This window comes from Solwaraspora sp. WMMA2056 (genome assembly GCF_030345095.1).
GTDB lineage: Bacteria > Actinomycetota > Actinomycetes > Mycobacteriales > Micromonosporaceae > Micromonospora_E.
The window spans coordinates 2,400,558-2,417,525 of sequence record NZ_CP128360.1; the positions used below are offsets into that span (position 1 = coordinate 2,400,558).

The following is a 16,968-nucleotide window of genomic DNA, read 5'->3' on the forward strand; positions in this document are numbered from 1 at the left end:
GAGGAGTCTTCCATGATGAACGCCCCTACCCGTCGCTTGCTGGCCGGTGCCGCGTCGAGCGTCATCGCTGCGGCGCTCGCGGTCGCCGTACCGGCCGCGGCGCAGGCCACGGTCATCGAGTTGACCAGCGGCCACGTCGACGTCCTGGACATCGACCACGTCGCCGGTGGGCCGATCGAGCTCACCGTCGGTGACGACACCGGCTCGACGCGCGTCGAGCGGGATCCGTCCACCGTCGTCTTCGTGGTGCCGTCCGCCGCGTACACGGCCGTGCCGTCCAGTTCGGCGTGGTCGTTCCTCGGCAGCGGTGGGTACGCCTACGTCCTGCCGCAGACCAACACCGCCGGTCTGCTCTGGGCCGGCTGGGACACCACCGGTGTCGCCAGTGGTGCCCTGCAGTTCAACCGGGTCACGGTCAAGTTGACCGACGTGCAGGGCCCCGGCGGCTTCAGTGTCTTCACCGCCTCCGGCGGCACGCCCACCGTGCTGTTCGACAGCGGCAACGGGCTGCCGGACAGCCTGAACGTCAACCGCAACACCCACGCCCACGTCAACTGGGGCTTCGACGCTGCCGGCACCTACGTGGCGACGTTCGAGGTCAGCGGCGTACGGACGTCGAGCGGCCAGACGGTGAGCGCCACCGAGGAGTTCACCTTCGAGGTCGGCTGACCCCTCGGCTCACGGTGGGTCGGCGTCTGCCGACACGTCGTCCGGCCGGTGCTGATCCGCACCTCTTCGGCACCGGCCGGACGCCGGAACGACTATGACAACGGTTATCGTTTGCGTGCTACCCTCCGGTGCGCGGAGACGATGGGGAGCAGGTGGGACAGTGCGCGTACGGGGGCTCGTCGGGTCGATCCTGCTGGCCGTCGGCCTGACCGGCTGCGCGGCACCGCCGACGCTGAGCGCCACCGACGACCGCCTCCAGGTCGTCACCACCACCGGCATCCTGCGGGACCTGGTCGACAACGTCGGCGGCGACCGGGTCGCGGTCGCCGCGCTCGTCCCCGACGGCGCCGACCCCCACTCGTACGAGCCGTCGCTGCGCGACGTGCGCAACGTCGTCTACGCCGACGTCGCCTTCAGCAACTATCTGCTGCTGGAGGAGCACGCCATCATCAAGGCACTCGACGCCAACCTGCCCGACGGCGTACCGAACATCTCCCTCGCCGAAGGGGCCGTCAAGTACGCCGCCGAGATCATCCCGCTGGTCGAGGACGTCGCGCTCGACACCATCTGGCTCGGCATGCGGGTACGGGGCACCGGCGAGACCTACGGCGCCGACCGGGCCTCCGACGTCCTGCTGCAGAGCACCACCGTGACCGGCCCCGGCACCATGGCCGCCTACCTCACCGAGTCGTTCGGCAACCCGGCCGTCTACCTCGACTCGGCCGACGGGTTCGACGCAGCCACCGGCTACCGGGACGACACCGCCACCCTGCCGCCGGACGCCCACACCCACATGAGCTGGGCGTTCACCGAGCCCGGCGTCTACCGGCTCACCATGTCGGCGCGGCTGGCGGTCACCCCCGACAGCCGCCCCGTCGCCCTCGGGGAGCAGACCTTCACCTTCGCCGTCGGCGTCGACCCGCACAGCGTGCCCGGGATGGCCGGCGTCGACGTGCTGCGCGGCGGACACGCCGACATCACCGTTGACCTCGACGCGGCGGCGCGCGGCGAGCCGTCGCTCTACCTGTTCGCCGACCCGCACGGCGCCGGCGAAGCCCACCAACACGTGCACGACCCGGCCGACACCGTCATCGAGGTGCCGAACAAGGCCCTCGCCCAGGTGCCGGCCGGCCGGGACTTCCGCTTCCTCGGCCGCCCCGGCACCGAGATCTTCCAACTGCCGCAGGCGGTGCTCGGCAAGCACGTGCACGGCGAGATCGACCCGCACCTGTGGCAGAACGTCCGCAACGTCATCGCGTACACCGAGCTGATCCGCGACACGCTGATCGACGTCGACCCGGCCGGGGCCGCTGAATACCGCCAGCACGCCACCGCCTACATCACCGAACTGTCGGCGCTCGACGACCACGTCCGCCAGACCATCGCCCGGATCCCACCCGGCCGGCGGCACCTGATCACCACCCACGACGCGTTCGGTTACCTCGGGGCCGCGTACGACGTGCAGATCTCCGGCTTCGTCACCCCGCACCCGGCGGCCGAGCCGAGCCTGGCCGACCGGCGTCGGCTCACCGAGACGATCCGCAACCTGCGGGTGCCGGCGGTGTTCCTGGAACCCGGCCTGCGGTCGCGGTCGTCGACGTTGACCGAACTCGCCGACGACCTCGACGTACGGGTCTGCGAGATCTACGGCGACACGTTCGACGACCGGGTGACCAGCTACGTCGAGCTGATGCGGTTCAACGCCGAGTCGCTGCTCGACTGCCTGGCACCTTGAGGAGGCATGAGTGAAGTCGATTGGCCTGTCGATGGCCGTGTCCGCGCTGCTGGCGATGACGCTGGCCGCCGCCCAGCCGGCATCGCCCGCCGCCGCCCAGCCCGGGTCGCCCGACCCGGCGTTGGACCAGTCGATCGCGCCGGACCTGCCGGTCGCCGACGGACCGGCGGTGCTCGACGCCGGTCACGTCGACCTGGGGCCGCGCTACGTCGACGACGAGTGGACCCTGCTGATCCACGACGACGCCGCGCAGCCGGTGTGGCGGGACCCGGACCGGACCGTGCTGCGGGTCACCGACGCCGCGCTGCGGGCCGTCCCGGACGATCCGGTGTACGGCTTCCTCGGCGTACCGGCCGGCACCGACGTGCACGTGGTGCCGCAGGTGCAGCACCCCGACGTGGTCTGGGTCGGCTGGAACACCCAGGACCCCCGGGTGATGCAGACCATCGACCGGGGCGTGACCCTGGAGCTGGCCGACGTGGACGGTCCCGGCGAGGTCGTCATGTACCTGCAGGACGGCACGTTCAGCGAACCGCAGGTGCTGTGGCGTTCCGCCGAGCCGCCCGGCCAGCCGATGTGGGTCGAGGTCAACACCCACACCCACGCCAACTGGGTGTTCACCGCCCCCGGCGTGTACCTGGTCGCCGTGCGGGTCAGCGCCGACCTGGTCGGTGGCGAGCAGGTCTCGGCGACCCGGCACCTGCGGTTCGCCGTCGGCGACGCCACCAGCCCCGACGACGCGCTCGCCGCGCAACCCGGCGAGGTGGCGGCCGCGCCGCCGCCGGCCGGTACGGACGACGCCGCGCCGGCCGACGACACCGCCGGTGGCGGGCCGTGGCTGGTCGTCGGCCTCGTCGTGGTCGCCGTCGGGTTGGCCGGCGCGCTGGTCGTCGTGGTGCTGCGCGGGCGGGCGGTACGCCGCCGGGTCGAACAGGAGCGTACGCAGTCGTGACCGCGCTCGCCGTACACGATCTCGACGTCGACCTCGGCGGCCGCCCGGTGCTGCGCGGCGTCGGACTGCACGTCGACCCGGGGGAGCTGGTCGGGCTGGTCGGGCCGAACGGGGCCGGCAAGACCACCCTGCTGCGCGCGGTGCTCGGGCTGATCCGAATTCGGTCCGGGCAGGTGCTGGTCGACGGGGTGCCGAGCCGGCCGGGGCGGTGTGCGATCGGGTACGTGCCGCAGCGGCACGAGTTCGCCTGGGAGTTCCCGATCTCGGTGCAGGAGGCGGTGCTCAGCGGCCGTACCGGTCGGATCGGCCTGCTGCGGCGACCGGGGGCGGCCGACTGGCGGGCCACCGCCGAGGCGATCGACCGGGTACGCCTGGGTGACCTGCGTCGCCGGCCGGTCGCCGAACTGTCCGGCGGCCAGCGCCAGCGGGTGCTGGTGGCCCGCGCGTTGGCGCTGCAGCCGGCGTTGCTGCTGCTCGACGAGCCGTTCACCGGGCTGGACATGCCGACCCAGGAGCTGCTCGGTGAGCTGTTCACCGGGCTGGCGGCCGAGGGCACGCCGTTGTTGATGACCACCCACGACCTGATCGGCGCGATGGACGCCTGCTCCCGGCTGGTGCTGCTCAACCGGCGGGTGATCGCCGAGGGCAAACCGACCGAGCTGTGCGACCCGCAGCTGTGGATGCGGACGTTCGGGGTCAGTGAACGGTCACCGTTGCTGCGTCTGGTCGGCGCGGGGGAGGGCGAGGGCTGATGCCGATCACCGAGTTCATCGCTGACCTGTTCAACCCGGATCTGGCGTTCCTGCCGAAGGCGCTGCTGATCGCGGTCATGTCCAGCGTGGTCTGTGGCGTGGTCGGCTGCTACGTGGTGCTGCGCGGGATGGCGTTCATCGGCGACGCCGTGGCGCACGCGGTCTTCCCCGGGCTGGCGGTCGCCTTCGTACTGCAGGGCAGCCTGGTGCTCGGCGGCGCGGTCGCCGGGATCGTGACCGCGTTGCTGATCGCGGTCTTCGCCCAGCGGCGCCGGCTGAAGGAGGACTCCCTGATCGGGGTGTTCTTCGTGGCCGCCTTCGCCCTGGGCATCGTGATCATCTCGCAGGCACCGGGGTACGCCGGTTCGCTGCAGCAGTTCCTGTTCGGTTCGATCACCGGCATCCCGGACCGGGACCTCTACACGGTCGGCTTCACCGGTCTGGCGATTCTCGCGGTGCTGTTCCTGCTGCACAAGGAGCTGGTCGCGGTCAGTCTCGACCGGGAGTCGGCCCGGTCGGTCGGGTTGCCGGTGTTCTGGTTGGACATCGTGCTGTACGTGCTGGTCACCCTGGCCGTGGTGATCTCGTTGCAGACGATCGGCAACATCCTGGTCCTGGCACTGCTGATCACCCCGGCGGCGGCGGCCCGGCTGCTCACGGACCGGCTCGGCGTGATGATGCTGCTCGCCCCGGTGATCGGCGGCGGCTCGGCGCTGGTGGGGCTGTACCTGTCCTGGAGCTACGACCTGCCGGTCGGCGGCACGGTCGTGTTGGTCGCGACGGCTGTCTTCCTGCTCGCCTGGGTCTTCGCCCCCCGCCACGGACTGCTCGCCCGCCGTCGCCGGGAACCGGACGAGGCGCCGGACCGGGAGCCGGGCACAGGGCAGGAGTCCCAGGTCACACCGGCGTCGGCAGTGGTGGCCGAACGGCCGATAGGTTAATGAAAACGGTTGTCGTTACGGTGTGGCGGGGCTCCCGCCCCGTCACGACCACGCCCCGCACCGGTCCGCGGTGCGGGCGAGGGGAGGAACAACGATGAGTTCGACAGGTGCCCGCAGGTTCGCGGCCCTGGCCGCAGCGGCGGTGATCGCCGGCGGCGTGCTGCTGGCGCCGACCGCCGCGGCCGCCGCCGACAAGGTGGTGCTCGCCAAGGGCCACACCGACGCGGTCGACATCCACTACCACGACGGCGAACTGTCCCTGGAGGTCCACGACGACACGGTCAGCCCGTCGGTCAGCCACGACCCGGCCGACGTGATCTTCCAGGTGCTGCCCGAAGCCGCGATGGCGGTGCCGGACGACCCCCGCTTCGCCTTCCTCGGCCCGGCCGGCTCGCAGATCTGGCTGCTGCCGCTCACCCAGGACCCAAACCTGCTCTGGCCCGGCTGGAACACCACGACCCTCGGTGCCGGTACCTTCGCCGGTGACCAGGTCCAGTTGAGCCTCGTCGACGTCGCCGGCCCCGGCAACGTCTCGGTGTTCACTCAGGACAGCTTCGGCAGCCCGCTGATGAAGTTCCGCAGCGACGACGGCCTGCCGGACACGATCACCGTACCGATCCGCACCCACGCCCACGCCAACTGGGCGTTCAGCGCCGAGGGCGACTACACACTCACCTTCCAGGCCGACGCGACCCTGACCGACGGCACCACCGTCAGCACCGGCCCGGTCGACTACTCGTTCGTCGTCGGCGAGCTCGGCGGCACCGGCCCGGACACCGTACTGAGCATCGCCGGCATGGCCGACGAGTACCAGCCCGGCGACACCGTCACCCTGCAGGCGGTGCAGACCCCGCAGACCGCGCTGGACCACTACCACTGGTTCAGCCGCTGCCCCGGATCCGACGACTTCGCCATCATTGCAGGCGAGGCCGGCGCGTCCTACAGCTTCACCGCCACCCGTGAGCTCAACGCCTGCGAATACCAGGTGAAGCTCTACGACGACAACCACAGCGTGGTCGCGACCAGCGCGGAGGTCTGGCTCTGGGTGGCCTTCACCTCGACCGACCCGAGCGCCTCGCAGACCATCACCGCGTCCATCGACCCCACCCAGGGCGCGCTGGTCATCAGCGTCGACCCGGACGACCGCAGCGTCGTCCTGCCACCGGCGCAGCTGACCAGCAGCGGTGACAGCTGGGAGAGCACCGGGACGCTGCGTCCGGTGACCGTCACGGACACCCGGGCCGGCACCCCCGGCTGGAGCGCCTCCGGCCAGCTGCCGGAGACCTTCACCGGACCCGACGGTGCCACCTTCAGCTCCGGCTACCTCGGCTGGACTCCGCAGGTGGCCAGCCAGTCCACCGGTCAGGGCGTGGTGGCCGGACCGGTCGTCGAGCCGTACGTCGTCGGCGTCGGCGGTGGGCTCGGCAGCAGCGCCGTGCTCGGCTCGGCGCCGACCGGCGCCGGCCGGGGCACCGCGACCCTGGGTGCCGGTCTGCAGCTGCGGCTGCCGACCGAGACCGCACCCGGCACCTACACCGCGACCCTCACCCTCACCGCGATCTGACGATCGCGCCCGGTGACGGGCCGGGCGACGGCACCGTGCCGGTCGTCGCCCGGCCCGTCCCGCCCCCTCCGCGAAACGGACCCACCCCGCATGCGTACGCCAGCAGCCCTGCTCGCCGGACTCCTCGTCGCCGCCGTCGCGGCGACCGGCCCGGCCACCGCAACGGTCCCGGCCGGATCGCCGCGCCACACGCCCGTCGCGGCGCAGTCGCTCACCTGGGGTGTCGCCCCGTCCAGCCCCGACGGACCGAACGGCCGGCCGGCATTCGAGTACAAACTGGACCCGGGCGCCACCCTCACCGACTACGTGGCGATCACGAACCACTCCGACCAGCCGATCACCCTCGACGTGTACGCCAGCGACGCGTTCACCACCGAACAGGGCGGCTTCGACCTGCTGCCCGCGACCGGGGAACCGGTCGACGTCGGTTCCTGGGTCACCTTCGAGTCCCGCACCTTCACCGTGCCGTCGACGTCGCGGCTGGACGTACCGTTCACCATCGCCGTACCGGACAACGCCACCCCTGGCGACCACCCCGGCGGCATCGTCGCCTCACTCGCCGCCACCGGCACCGACGCCCAGGGCAACCAGGTGGCCGTCGACCACCGGGTCGGCTCGCGGATCTACCTGCGGGTCACCGGAGAACTGCAGCCGGGACTGGACATGGTGGATCTGTCGACGACGTACGACGGCACCTGGAACCCGATCGGCGGGGGCACCGTCACGACGAGCTTCACCGTCCGCAACACCGGCAACGTCCGGCTCACCGGGCGCCCGCAGCTGACCGTCACCGGACCGTTCGGGCTGGCCGGGCGCAGCGTCGCGGCGGATCCGCTGCCGGAGATCCTGCCCGGTGACAGCTTCCGGACCACGATCAGGGTCGACGGCGTACCGCCGATGTTCCGGCTCGGTGCGCGACTCACCCTCGCACCGACCGCCGTCACCGACGAGGTGCTCGACCCGGCGCCGGCGACCGTGACCCGTGAGGTCGGCCTGTGGGCCGTCCCGTGGTCGCAGCTGGTGATCCTGCTGGTCGTCGCACTGGCCGGCTGGCTGGCCGCCGCCCGACGTCGCCGCGCCCGACGGCGCCGGGCCGCCCAGCTCGAACGGGCGGTCGCCGCCGCCCGCGAACAGGGCCGGGCCGAGGCCGCCCGCGACCGCGCGGTCACCGATGCCAATCACGAGAAGACGACCCAGGGAACCTGATGACGACGACGATCCACCGCCCGACCGGTACGGCGACCCGACGCCGGTACGCCGCGCTGTTGGCCGTATCGGCGCTGGCCGCGGCCCTGACCGTGCCGGCCCAGGTGACCGCCGCGCCGGCGACCGATCCGCCGGCGTTAGTGAATCCGGCAGGTGCCGACCTGGTAGCGGTCACGCTCGACGGCGCAACGCTGTCGGTGGTCACCCGCGAGGTGTCCGGGCCCGACCGGAAGCCGGCGAGGGTGGTTCTCGGGCCGACCGGTGGGGTGGTGGTGCGGACCCCGGACCATCCGGCGTTCCGCTTCCTCGGCGCGGCCGGCCGGCCGGTGTGGGCACTGACCGGTGGCGACACCGACTTCCCGTACCTCGACACGCGGGCGGTGCCCGCAGGGGCGGTACGCGGTGACACGGTCGATTTGTCGTTGCGCGAGGTCGACGGCCCGGGGGGATTCGCCGCGTACACCCTGGGTGGGCTCGGCCAGCCGACGCCGCTGTTCGGCACCCTCGACGCCATGCCGCGTACCGCCCGGCTGCCGGCCGCGACCAGGACCGGCGGGGTGGTCTGGCTCTTCGACGCGGCAGGCGAGTACCGGCTGACGCTGTCGGCGGCGGCGACCCTGGCCGACGGCACCGTGGTGACGGCCGACGCCGACTACCGGGTGCTGGTGCCGCCGCTCGATGCGGCCCGGCCCGCCCTCGATGATCCGCGCCCGGCCCCGGCCCCGGCTCCCGTTCCTGCGGCGGAGCTGGCCAGGGCATCGGATGCCGCCACCGGCGGCAGCGCGCCGCGTGGCGCGGCGGCGACCGGTCCCGCCGCGCAGCCGCTGGCGGCGGGTGCCGCGCCGGCGGCGACCAGCGCCGCGCCGGCGCTCGCCGCCGCGGCGCAGCAGGACGGGTCACGGGTGGTCATCGACGACGGTCACGTCGACATGGGCCCGGAACTCGCCGGTGCGGACTGGACCATCCGGCTCAAGGACGACACCGTCTCACCCCCGGTGTGGCGTGAGCTCGCCGACGTGGTGCTGCACGTCAAGGACAACGCGAAGATCACCGTTCCGGACAACGCCGATTTCCTCGGTGCCCCCGGTGACGAGGTGTGGCTGCTGCCGCAGGGGCAGCGCTCCGGGATCGTCTGGCCGGGCTGGAACACCCAGCATCCGTCGGTGGTGGCCGGGGTCCGTGGCCAGGTCACCTGGACCTTGGCCGGCGTCGACGGTCCCGGCCGGTTCGTCCTGTTCCTCACCGGGTCGTTCGGCGAGTCCGAGGTGCTGTTCAACTCGGCGGACCGGCTGCCACAGCGACTCGATGTGCCGATCAACACGCACGCGCACGGCAACTGGGCGTTCAGCGAGCCGGGTATCTACCGACTGGCCTTCGAGATGTCGGCTACGACGACGTCGGGGTCGACGGTCACCGACTCCCGGACGCTGACCCTGGCGGTCGGTGACGCGACGGACCCGGACACCGGTTTCGGACCCGGGGGCGGGAATCCGGGTGGCGGCGACAACCCGGGTGGCGGTGGTTCCGGTGACGACAGACTGCCTCGGACCGGATCGTCGTGGCATCTGCCGGCCACCGGCGCCACCCTGCTGATCGCTGGCGTGCTGGTGCTGCTCGCCGCGCGTCGACGGCAGCCGACTCAGTGCTCGTCGTAGTGGTCACCGTGTGCGGCGTGCCGGTGCCCGGCGTGGACGAAGTCCTGATGGTCGCCGTGCGGCACCATCTCGTGACCACAGTCCGGCCCGTGGGTGTGGTCGCCATGTGACTCGGCTGTCACGTGCTGGTCCGTCCCGCACTCGTCCCAGTGCCCGGCGTGCTCGTGGTGGACATGCCCGTCGTGCAGGTAGTCCAGGTGTCCGTCGTGGCTGACGGTGGCGTGTCCGCAGGTCGCGGAGTGGCTGTGCGGGTGCTCGGTGTGCACTGCGTGGGACATCGATGCCTCCTCATGTATCTTCATATCGCGATACGAGCATACATCTTCGGTGGCCATCCGGCGTGGCCGCGCCCGACTCTCGCGGGTGGCGACGCCTTGTTAAAATGACTATCATTATCAAGTGTTGCCAGGAAGGCTGGTTCCGGAGGATGAAGCCCGATATTCACCCCAAGTACAATTATGTGGTTTTCCGGGATCGGAGTGCGGATTTCGCATTTTTGACCCGGTCGACCGCGACCAGTCAGAAGACGATCGAGTGGACCGACGGGCGGACGTACCCCGTGGTCGACGTGGAGATCTCCTCGGCCAGCCACCCGTTCTGGACCGGCCGGCAACGACTGCTGGACAGTGCCGGCCGGGTGGAGAAGTTCCGCGCCAAGTACGCCAGGCGCAAGCCTCCGGAGCAGGGTGACGCCGCTGGCGGCTGACGCACGGCGGCCGTCAGGTCCGGCGGTGCGGTCGTGGCCGGTTTGCCGGGCGGGGCGCCGGGTAGCCGGCAGGCGTTGGTGGGTCGCGGACTGGGCTGCCTGCAGTGGTCGGCGAGGAGGCGTGATGGCTGGCATCGGTGCCCGCACCTGGGTGGTGGCCGGCGGGCGGATTCCGCTGGTCAGCAACGGCGACGAGCCGGAGTTCACCAGCTTCGACCAGCTCTGCCTGCTCAACGCCGGAGACGTCGACGCCGAGGTCGAGCTGACCGTGTACTACGACGACCAGGAGCCGGCGGGGCCGTACCGCTGGGTGGTGTGGGCCCGCCGGATCCGGCACGCCCGGCTCAACGACCTCGTCGACCCGGAGCCGATCCGGCTGGGCCGACCCTTCGGCTGCGTGCTGACCTCGTCGGAGCCGGTGGTGGTGCAGTTCCAGCGGCAGGACACCCGGCTGTCGGGGGTGGTGGCGTTGACCGACGTGACCCCGTACGCCGGGTGAGGGCAGGCCCCCCGGCCCTGCCCTCACCTGTCCTGTCGCGCACGGGCCCCCTCGCCCGGCGGCGCCTGGGCTACTTGCCGAGGAAGGCGAGCAGGGCCGTGGTGACCTCGGCGCCGTGGGTCCAGAGCAGGCCGTGCGGGGCCCCGTCGATCTCGACGTAGTCGGCGGTCGGCAGTCGCTTGTGGAACTCGCGGGCGGTGGCGTCGATCGGCAGGATCCGGTCGGCGGTGCCGTGCAGGATCAGCGCCGGTACGTCGATCCGGTCGATGTCGGCGCGGAAGTCGGTCAGCCAGGTCGGCACGACCGCGCTGGAGGCGAACCAGCCGGCACCGGCCGCGACGTTCCAGCTGTTGCGCAGGGCCTCCTCGGAGAGCCGGCCGCCGAGCGTCTCGTCGGTGTTGTAGAAGTCGCGGTAGAAATCGGTGAAGTAGGCGTACCGGTCGGCGGTGACGGCGGCGAGGATGCCGTCGAACACCTCCTGTGGCACGCCGGTCGGGTTGTCCGCAGTCTGCAACAGGAACGGCTCCAGCGAGGCCAGGAAGGCGGCCTTGGCAACCCGGGCCGAACCGTACCGGCTGAGGTAGCGGGCGACCTCGCCGGTGCCCATGCTGAACCCGACCAGCACGACGTTGGTCAGGTCGAGGGTCTCCAGCACGGTGTTCAGGTCGGCGGCGAAGGTGTCGTAGTCGTAGCCGACGCTGGGCTTGCTGGACCGGCCGAATCCGCGCCGGTCGTAGGTGATCACCCGGTAGCCGGCGGCGAGCAGCTCCGCGCTCTGCTTCTCCCAGGAGTCGCCGTCCAGCGGGTAGCCGTGGATCAGGACCACCGGCTGCCCGGTGCCCTGGTCGGTGTAGTGCAGGTCGATGCTGGCGGTGTTCTCGGTCCCGACGGTGATGTACGGCATGACGGCCTCCGTGTCGTGTTCCAGAGAACGATCGTTCTCCGGTGTCCTGGGGGTAGCGTAGAGAACGAGCGTTCTCCGCCGCCAGTGGTGCGGGGCGAACCGGACGGTGACAGTCGTCACCAGGCGATCGCACAGCAGGAGGAAACATGCCGGGACCCACCGACGACGAGGCACGCGAACAGGTGCTGGCCGCCGCCAGCCAGCTGTTCTACACCCGAGGCGTGCAGGCAGTGGGGATGGACACGCTGCGTACCGCCGCCGGTGTCTCGCTCAAACGCCTCTACCAGCTGTTCGGATCCAAGGACGCCATCGTCGAACAGGTGCTCCACCGGCAACGCGAAGCGTGGAACCGGCTCGTCGAGCAGACCGTCGCCACGCCAGCGGCCGCCCGCGACAAACTGCTGGCCATCTACGACATGCTCGCCCGCTGGTCAGCCGAGGACGACTTCCGCGGCTGCATGTTCATCAACACCTTCGGCGAACTCGGCGGCGTCGACCCCCGGATCGCCGGGATCATCCGGGCGCAGAAGGCCGAGTTCCAGGACCGGGTCGCCGCGTTGGTCGCCGAGGCCGGTGGCCCCGCCAGCCTCGCCGCCCAACTCGCCATCCTCGCCGAAGGGGCGCAGACCACCACCGCAATCGCCGGCAGCAACGCCGCCGCCGGCCAGGCCCGCGCCGCCGCCCGGACCCTGATCGACGCCGCGCTCGCCGGTCACCCCGCCGTCGACCCGGCATCGGCCGGCGAGGCATCCGCAGGCGCCGGGCTCACCGGCACGGCCGGCCCACCCGACGGCGTCCCGACGCGCATGACTGCGACGTAGAGCACCGCGCCGATCACCGCCCCGATCACCCAGGCGAAGCCGCTCAACTCCGCCAGCCACGGCACCCACACCGTCGCCACCGAGAAGACGGCCGCCACGGCGAACGCGCCGATCGCGCGTACGTTCCAGCCGTCGACATAGTGGTACCGGCCGGCGGGATCCATACTGTACAGATCGGCGACCAGGAGTGCGCGGCGCTGCACGAGGTAGTAGTCGGCGACCAGGATGCCGTACAACGGCGCCAGCACCGCGCCCAGCGTGTCGACGAACTTCGGCAGCCCGATCTGATCGATCACCGCGACCCACAGCGCGCCGATGACGAAGCCGAACAGTGCGGTCAGGTAGCCGCCGCGTCGGAAACTGATCCGCTGCGGTGCGAGGTTCGACAGGTCGTACGCGGGCGGGATGAAGTTCGCGACCAGGTTGATGCCGATCGTCGCGACCAGGAACGTCAACGCGGCGACGACGGTCAACGCGGTGTCGCCGACCTGCCCGACGATGTCCGCCGGATTGGTCAGCGGATCGCCCTGCCCGTCCTGGTACACCACGTAGGCGCCGGCCGTGATGAACAACGACAGGAAGGTGAAGAACGCCAGGCTCAGCGGCAGACCCGTGAAGTTGCCGACCTTCATCCCGCGTTCGGTCCGGGAGAAGCGGGAGAAGTCGCCAAAGTTGATGATCACCGCCGAGAAGTAGGCGACCATCGTGCCGACCACCCCGAGGAACGCCGTGACCACCGCCCAGCCCTGCACGTCGGCGCTGCTGAAGATGCCGCTGACCGCCGGCAGCAGTTCATCGCCGGCCTGCACCCAGATCGCCACCAGCAGGGCGACCATCACCACGTACACGGCGGGGCCGGCGACGTTGAGGAACTTCTCGATCCAGGCGATGCCCCGGACGAAGAGCAGGATCTGAATGACCGCGACGATCAGGTACGACACCCAGTCGACGCCGGTCATGCCGAGCAACAGCGGCGGACCGTCGGGACCGCCCAGGACCGCGTTGATCGCGAGTGCGACCGCCGTCGAGGCGAAGTAGGTCTGTGCGCCGTACCAGAAAATGGCGACGATGCCACGGATCAGCGCGGGGAACGTCGCGCCGCGCACACCCATGCTGGCCCGGGCCATCACCGCGTACGGGATGCCGTACCGGACGCTCGGCGTACCGGTCAGGTTGACCAGCCAGTTGACGAACAGTCCGGCCAGGACGATGGCGGCGAAGACCCACCAACCGTTGATCCCGGCGGTGATGAACAGGCTGGCCGCCAGGGTGTAGCCGGCGAGGCTCTGCACGTCGTTGGTCCAGACGTTGAAGATCTCGAACCAGCCCCACCGGCGCTGCGCCGCCGGCAGCGGCGCGAGGTCGTCGTTGTGCAGACTCGGATGCGGATCGTCGCCAGCACCGCCCACGACGGACACGGCGGAGGGCGAATCAGCGGACACGGCTTCTCCTGGGAGTGCGTCGGATCCGGAGGCGTCCTGCAGGGTTGGCTCAAGCTAGTGCCGGACCGTCGCGTGCCGCGTACCTGTTCGGTTAAATCTTCATATCGGGGCCGGTGGATGCCGTTCGACTCGTGATCTACAGCGGCACCGCCGAGGTGGTGGTACGGCGAACCGGGCGGTCCGCCGTACCACCACCGGGGTTCAGGCCTTGGCCTGCATGCCGGACCGGGCGGGATTGGCCTGGTCGGCGGCCTTCGGATCCTTCTCGCCCTGCTTGGCCCGTACGCCGGCCTCGACCCGGTCGCCGAGGTTCTTGTCGACGTTGCGCCAGTACGCGAAGGCGCGGGCCAGCACCGGCTCGCTCACCCCGTTGAGCAGGTGCCCGACGATGTTGTCGACCAGCCGGTCCCGGGCGGCGTCGTCGAGCACCTGGCGTACCAGGGTGCCGGCCTGACCCCAGTCGTTGTCCTCGGCGTGCGACGTGTACGCGGCCCGGACCATGTCGCCGTCGGCGTACCAGGTGCCACCGTCGTCGGTCAGACCCGGCTGCGCGACCGGACCGCCGTACGAGTTCGGCGCGTACACCGGGTCGGTGACGTTGTGCACGCGCATGGCGCCGTCCTTGGAGTAGCTGTGCACCGGGACCTTCGGCGCGTTCACCGGGATCTGCCGGTAGTTGACCCCGAGCCGGGCCCGGTGCGCGTCGGAGTAGCTGAAGCCGCGGGCCAGCAGCATCTTGTCCGGCGACAGGCCGGTTCCCGGCACCACGTTGTTCGGCTCGAAGGCCAGCTGCTCCATCTCGGTGTGGTAGTCGGTGACGTTGCGGTCCAGGGTGAGCCGGCCCACCTCGCGTAGCGGATAGTCGCGATGCGGCCAGACCTTGGTCAGGTCGAACGGGTTGAACCGGTACGTGCGGGCATGCTCGAACGGCATGATCTGCACCTGCAGCGTCCAGGACGGGAACTGCCCGTCGGCGATGTGCTCGAACAGGTCCCGCTGGTGGTAGTCGGTGTCGGCCGAGGCCATCTGGTCGGCCTCGTCCTGGGTGAAGAACTCGATGCCCTGGTCGGTCTTGAAGTGGTACTTGATCCAGAACTTCTCGCCCCGGGCGTTGATCCACATGTACGTGTGGCTGCCGTAGCCGTTCATGTGCCGCCAGGTGCGGGGGATGCCCCGGTCGCCCATCAGCCAGGTCACCTGGTGGGCCGACTCCGGCGACAAGGTCCAGAAGTCCCACTGCATGTCGTGGTCGCGCAGGTTGTTGTCCGCCCGGCGCTTCTGGGACCGGATGAAATGCTGGAACTTCATCGGGTCCTTGATGAAGAAGACCGGCGTGTTGTTGCCGACGATGTCCAGGTTGCCGTCGGTGGTGTACAGCTTGACGGCGAAGCCGCGCGGGTCGCGCCAGGTGTCCGGGCTGCCCCGCTCGCCGGCGACCGTGGAGAACCGGACGACAGCCCCGGTCTCGGTGCCCGGCTGGAAGACCGACGCCCGGGTGTACGCGCTGACGTCGCCGGTGACCGTGAACGTGCCGAACGCGCCACCGCCCTTGGCGTGCGGCTGCCGCTCCGGGATCCGTTCCCGGTTGAAGGTGGCCATCTGCTCGATCAGGTAGTGGTCCTGCAGCAGCAGCGGTCCGTTCGGGCCGACGGTCAGCGAGTGCTCGTCACTGGCGACCGGCACCCCCGCGTCGGTGGTGGTCGGTGGGCGTTGTCGCTGGTCGGTCACGATGGCTCCTCGGGTCGGCTCGGTCGCGTGTGCGCTACGCACCCCATACCCGGCCAACGACCATCTCAGCCCTGTCGGCGCGCGAACGCCGGTGCGCCCGGACCGAGGTCTCGGTCCGGGCGCACCGGGTGGGAGGGCCGGGGGGAGGGTCGACCCTCCGTGGCAGGTCAGATCAGCCAGCGGTGGCGCTGGACGAAGGGGAGCTTGGCCCAGAGCCGGCCGAGACCCCAGGTGTGTCCGGCGTACGCGGCGGCGAGGGCGACCACGACGACCGCGTAGAGGATGTGGTAGTCGACCAGCGGGTTGGTCGAGCCGGTGGGCTCGCCGCCAGCGGTGAACCGGACCAGCGGCAGCTCGGCCAGCCACATGAAGATCATCATCAGGGCGCCGGAACCGGCCGCGATCCGCAGTCCGACACCGGCGATCAGCGCGACGCCGATGGCGCCCATGCCGACCATGAACAGGGTGTTCGCCCACCAGGTGCCGGCGATGGCGTGGAAGAACGACTGCAGCGGGCCGACCTCGACCGAGGAGAGGAAGCCCTTGGTCGGCGAGCCGCCGTTGATCCAGGCCCGTTCGGCCGGGGTGGAGTAGCCGAGGCCGAAGGTCTTGTCGAGGAACGCCCAGAGGAAGACGAATCCGGTGGAGATCCGCAGCACGGCCATGATCCGGGCGGCGGTGCTGGTGAGCATGTGGCCGGGGAGTTCGGCGTGCTCGAGGGGCCGTTCGATCGATCGGTGGGTGGTGTGCTGGGTGGTCATTGTCGCCTCCGCGACTCGCTTGCCTCTGTGACGAGATCAGCTTCCCGCGGTGGCAGGTCCCGGCACCTGAGGCGGAACACCCGTGCTGGCCGGGACCAAGGTCCCGACCAGCACGGGCCGCTTGCCGGACGAAGTTCCAGCTCAGCAGTTGCGGACGTACCAGACCGGCGTCCAGCTGCTGATCGTGCCGCTGTAACCGGGACGGAACGAGACGAGGATGTTGAAACTCTGGCCGTATGAGGTGCCCCGAGGATTCCGGACAGGGAGCCAATAAGGTTACCCTGTAAGGAAAGTCGAGGGAAGAAGCGCGATGGCACGCATAAGCTCATACACCCCAGAGTTCCGTGAAGAAGCAGTGCAACTCGTTCTACAGTCGAACAAGCCAGTGTCGCAGGTTGCCCGGGAGATCGACGTTCACCCGGAGACGCTCCGTTCCTGGGTCCGCCAGTACCGGCGGGAAAACAGCGGCGCCCAGGACAGCCCACCGATCGGCGTCGACGAGCGCGCTCGACTGAAGGAACTCGAACGTCGCAACCGGGAACTCGAAATGGAGAACAGCTTCCTGAAAGGTGACTGGATAGGTTCCTGATCCCGGTGATGCTGTCTGCTGTGGAGGCTGGTAGGTTGACCAGC

Annotated in this window: 17 protein-coding genes; 12 read left to right on the plus strand and 5 right to left on the minus strand. The window is 70.5% G+C overall.

Going from position 1 to position 16,968, the window contains the following annotated elements:
• Positions 1 to 12: 12 nt before the first annotated feature.
• The 8 genes from O7608_RS11035 (at position 13) to O7608_RS11070 (ending at position 9,474) form a co-directional block, all read left to right on the plus strand.
• Complete coding sequence (locus O7608_RS11035) at positions 13 to 669, plus strand: choice-of-anchor M domain-containing protein (RefSeq protein WP_289209864.1); 657 nt, start codon at positions 13 to 15, stop codon at positions 667 to 669.
• A gap of 94 nt (positions 670 to 763) precedes the next feature.
• A complete protein-coding gene (locus O7608_RS11040; RefSeq protein WP_502959196.1) occupies positions 764 to 2,404 on the plus strand; it encodes an anchored repeat ABC transporter, substrate-binding protein in 1,641 nt (546 codons plus the stop codon).
• Between the two features lie 31 nt (positions 2,405 to 2,435).
• Complete coding sequence (locus tag O7608_RS11045) at positions 2,436 to 3,356, plus strand: choice-of-anchor M domain-containing protein (RefSeq protein WP_502959212.1); 921 nt, start codon at positions 2,436 to 2,438, stop codon at positions 3,354 to 3,356.
• Entirely contained in the window at positions 3,353 to 4,108 is a 756-nt protein-coding gene (locus O7608_RS11050) for an anchored repeat-type ABC transporter ATP-binding subunit (protein ID WP_289209865.1), read from the plus strand. The genes O7608_RS11045 and O7608_RS11050 overlap by 4 nt, the downstream gene beginning before the upstream one ends.
• Positions 4,108 to 5,049 carry an anchored repeat-type ABC transporter permease subunit gene (locus O7608_RS11055; protein ID WP_289209866.1) on the plus strand — a complete coding sequence of 314 codons (942 nt, stop codon included), beginning with the start codon at positions 4,108 to 4,110 and terminating at the stop codon, positions 5,047 to 5,049. The genes O7608_RS11050 and O7608_RS11055 overlap by 1 nt, the downstream gene beginning before the upstream one ends.
• A 94-nt stretch (positions 5,050 to 5,143) precedes the next feature.
• The gene (locus O7608_RS11060; protein WP_289209867.1) at positions 5,144 to 6,613 is read left to right on the plus strand and encodes a choice-of-anchor M domain-containing protein; all 1,470 of its coding nucleotides are present in this window, start codon (positions 5,144 to 5,146) and stop codon (positions 6,611 to 6,613) included.
• Positions 6,614 to 6,703: 90 nt separating this feature from the next.
• Complete coding sequence (locus O7608_RS11065) at positions 6,704 to 7,819, plus strand: WxL protein peptidoglycan domain-containing protein (RefSeq protein ID WP_289209868.1); 1,116 nt, start codon at positions 6,704 to 6,706, stop codon at positions 7,817 to 7,819.
• Complete coding sequence (locus tag O7608_RS11070) at positions 7,819 to 9,474, plus strand: TIGR03773 family transporter-associated surface protein (RefSeq protein ID WP_289209869.1); 1,656 nt, start codon at positions 7,819 to 7,821, stop codon at positions 9,472 to 9,474. The genes O7608_RS11065 and O7608_RS11070 overlap by 1 nt, the downstream gene beginning before the upstream one ends.
• Here O7608_RS11070 and O7608_RS11075 read toward each other — a convergent pair.
• Complete coding sequence (locus O7608_RS11075) at positions 9,459 to 9,752, minus strand: hypothetical protein (protein ID WP_289209870.1); 294 nt, start codon at positions 9,750 to 9,752, stop codon at positions 9,459 to 9,461. The genes O7608_RS11070 and O7608_RS11075 overlap by 16 nt on opposite strands.
• A 149-nt stretch (positions 9,753 to 9,901) precedes the next feature.
• Between O7608_RS11075 and O7608_RS11080 the strand changes: the two genes are divergently transcribed.
• A complete protein-coding gene (locus O7608_RS11080) occupies positions 9,902 to 10,180 on the plus strand; it encodes a type B 50S ribosomal protein L31 (RefSeq protein WP_289209871.1) in 279 nt (92 codons plus the stop codon).
• A gap of 124 nt (positions 10,181 to 10,304) precedes the next feature.
• On the plus strand, positions 10,305 to 10,679 hold the full coding sequence (locus O7608_RS11085) for a sensory rhodopsin transducer (RefSeq protein ID WP_289209872.1): 375 nt from the start codon (positions 10,305 to 10,307) through the stop codon (positions 10,677 to 10,679).
• Positions 10,680 to 10,749: 70 nt separating this feature from the next.
• On the opposite strand, the gene O7608_RS11090 is transcribed toward O7608_RS11085, so the two are convergent.
• Positions 10,750 to 11,583, minus strand: a complete 834-nt coding sequence (locus O7608_RS11090; RefSeq protein WP_289209873.1) for an alpha/beta fold hydrolase — start codon at positions 11,581 to 11,583, stop codon at positions 10,750 to 10,752.
• 146 nt (positions 11,584 to 11,729) lie between these two features.
• Here O7608_RS11090 and O7608_RS11095 point away from each other — a divergent pair, with 146 nt between their 5' ends.
• On the plus strand, positions 11,730 to 12,404 hold the full coding sequence (locus tag O7608_RS11095; RefSeq protein ID WP_289209874.1) for a TetR/AcrR family transcriptional regulator: 675 nt from the start codon (positions 11,730 to 11,732) through the stop codon (positions 12,402 to 12,404).
• Here O7608_RS11095 and O7608_RS11100 read toward each other — a convergent pair.
• The 3 genes from O7608_RS11100 to O7608_RS11110 all read right to left on the minus strand — a co-directional run bounded on the left by O7608_RS11100 (position 12,296) and on the right by O7608_RS11110 (position 16,335).
• The gene (locus O7608_RS11100) at positions 12,296 to 13,846 is read right to left on the minus strand and encodes an NCS1 family nucleobase:cation symporter-1 (protein ID WP_289209875.1); all 1,551 of its coding nucleotides are present in this window, start codon (positions 13,844 to 13,846) and stop codon (positions 12,296 to 12,298) included. The two genes, O7608_RS11095 and O7608_RS11100, sit on opposite strands and share 109 nt — an antisense overlap.
• Positions 13,847 to 14,047: 201 nt before the next feature.
• On the minus strand, positions 14,048 to 15,574 hold the full coding sequence (locus tag O7608_RS11105) for a catalase (RefSeq protein ID WP_289209876.1): 1,527 nt from the start codon (positions 15,572 to 15,574) through the stop codon (positions 14,048 to 14,050).
• 167 nt (positions 15,575 to 15,741) lie between these two features.
• A complete protein-coding gene (locus tag O7608_RS11110) occupies positions 15,742 to 16,335 on the minus strand; it encodes a hypothetical protein (RefSeq protein ID WP_289209877.1) in 594 nt (197 codons plus the stop codon).
• Positions 16,336 to 16,645: 310 nt separating this feature from the next.
• Between O7608_RS11110 and O7608_RS11115 the strand changes: the two genes are divergently transcribed.
• Complete coding sequence (locus O7608_RS11115; protein ID WP_289209878.1) at positions 16,646 to 16,924, plus strand: transposase; 279 nt, start codon at positions 16,646 to 16,648, stop codon at positions 16,922 to 16,924.
• Positions 16,925 to 16,968 lie beyond the last annotated feature (44 nt).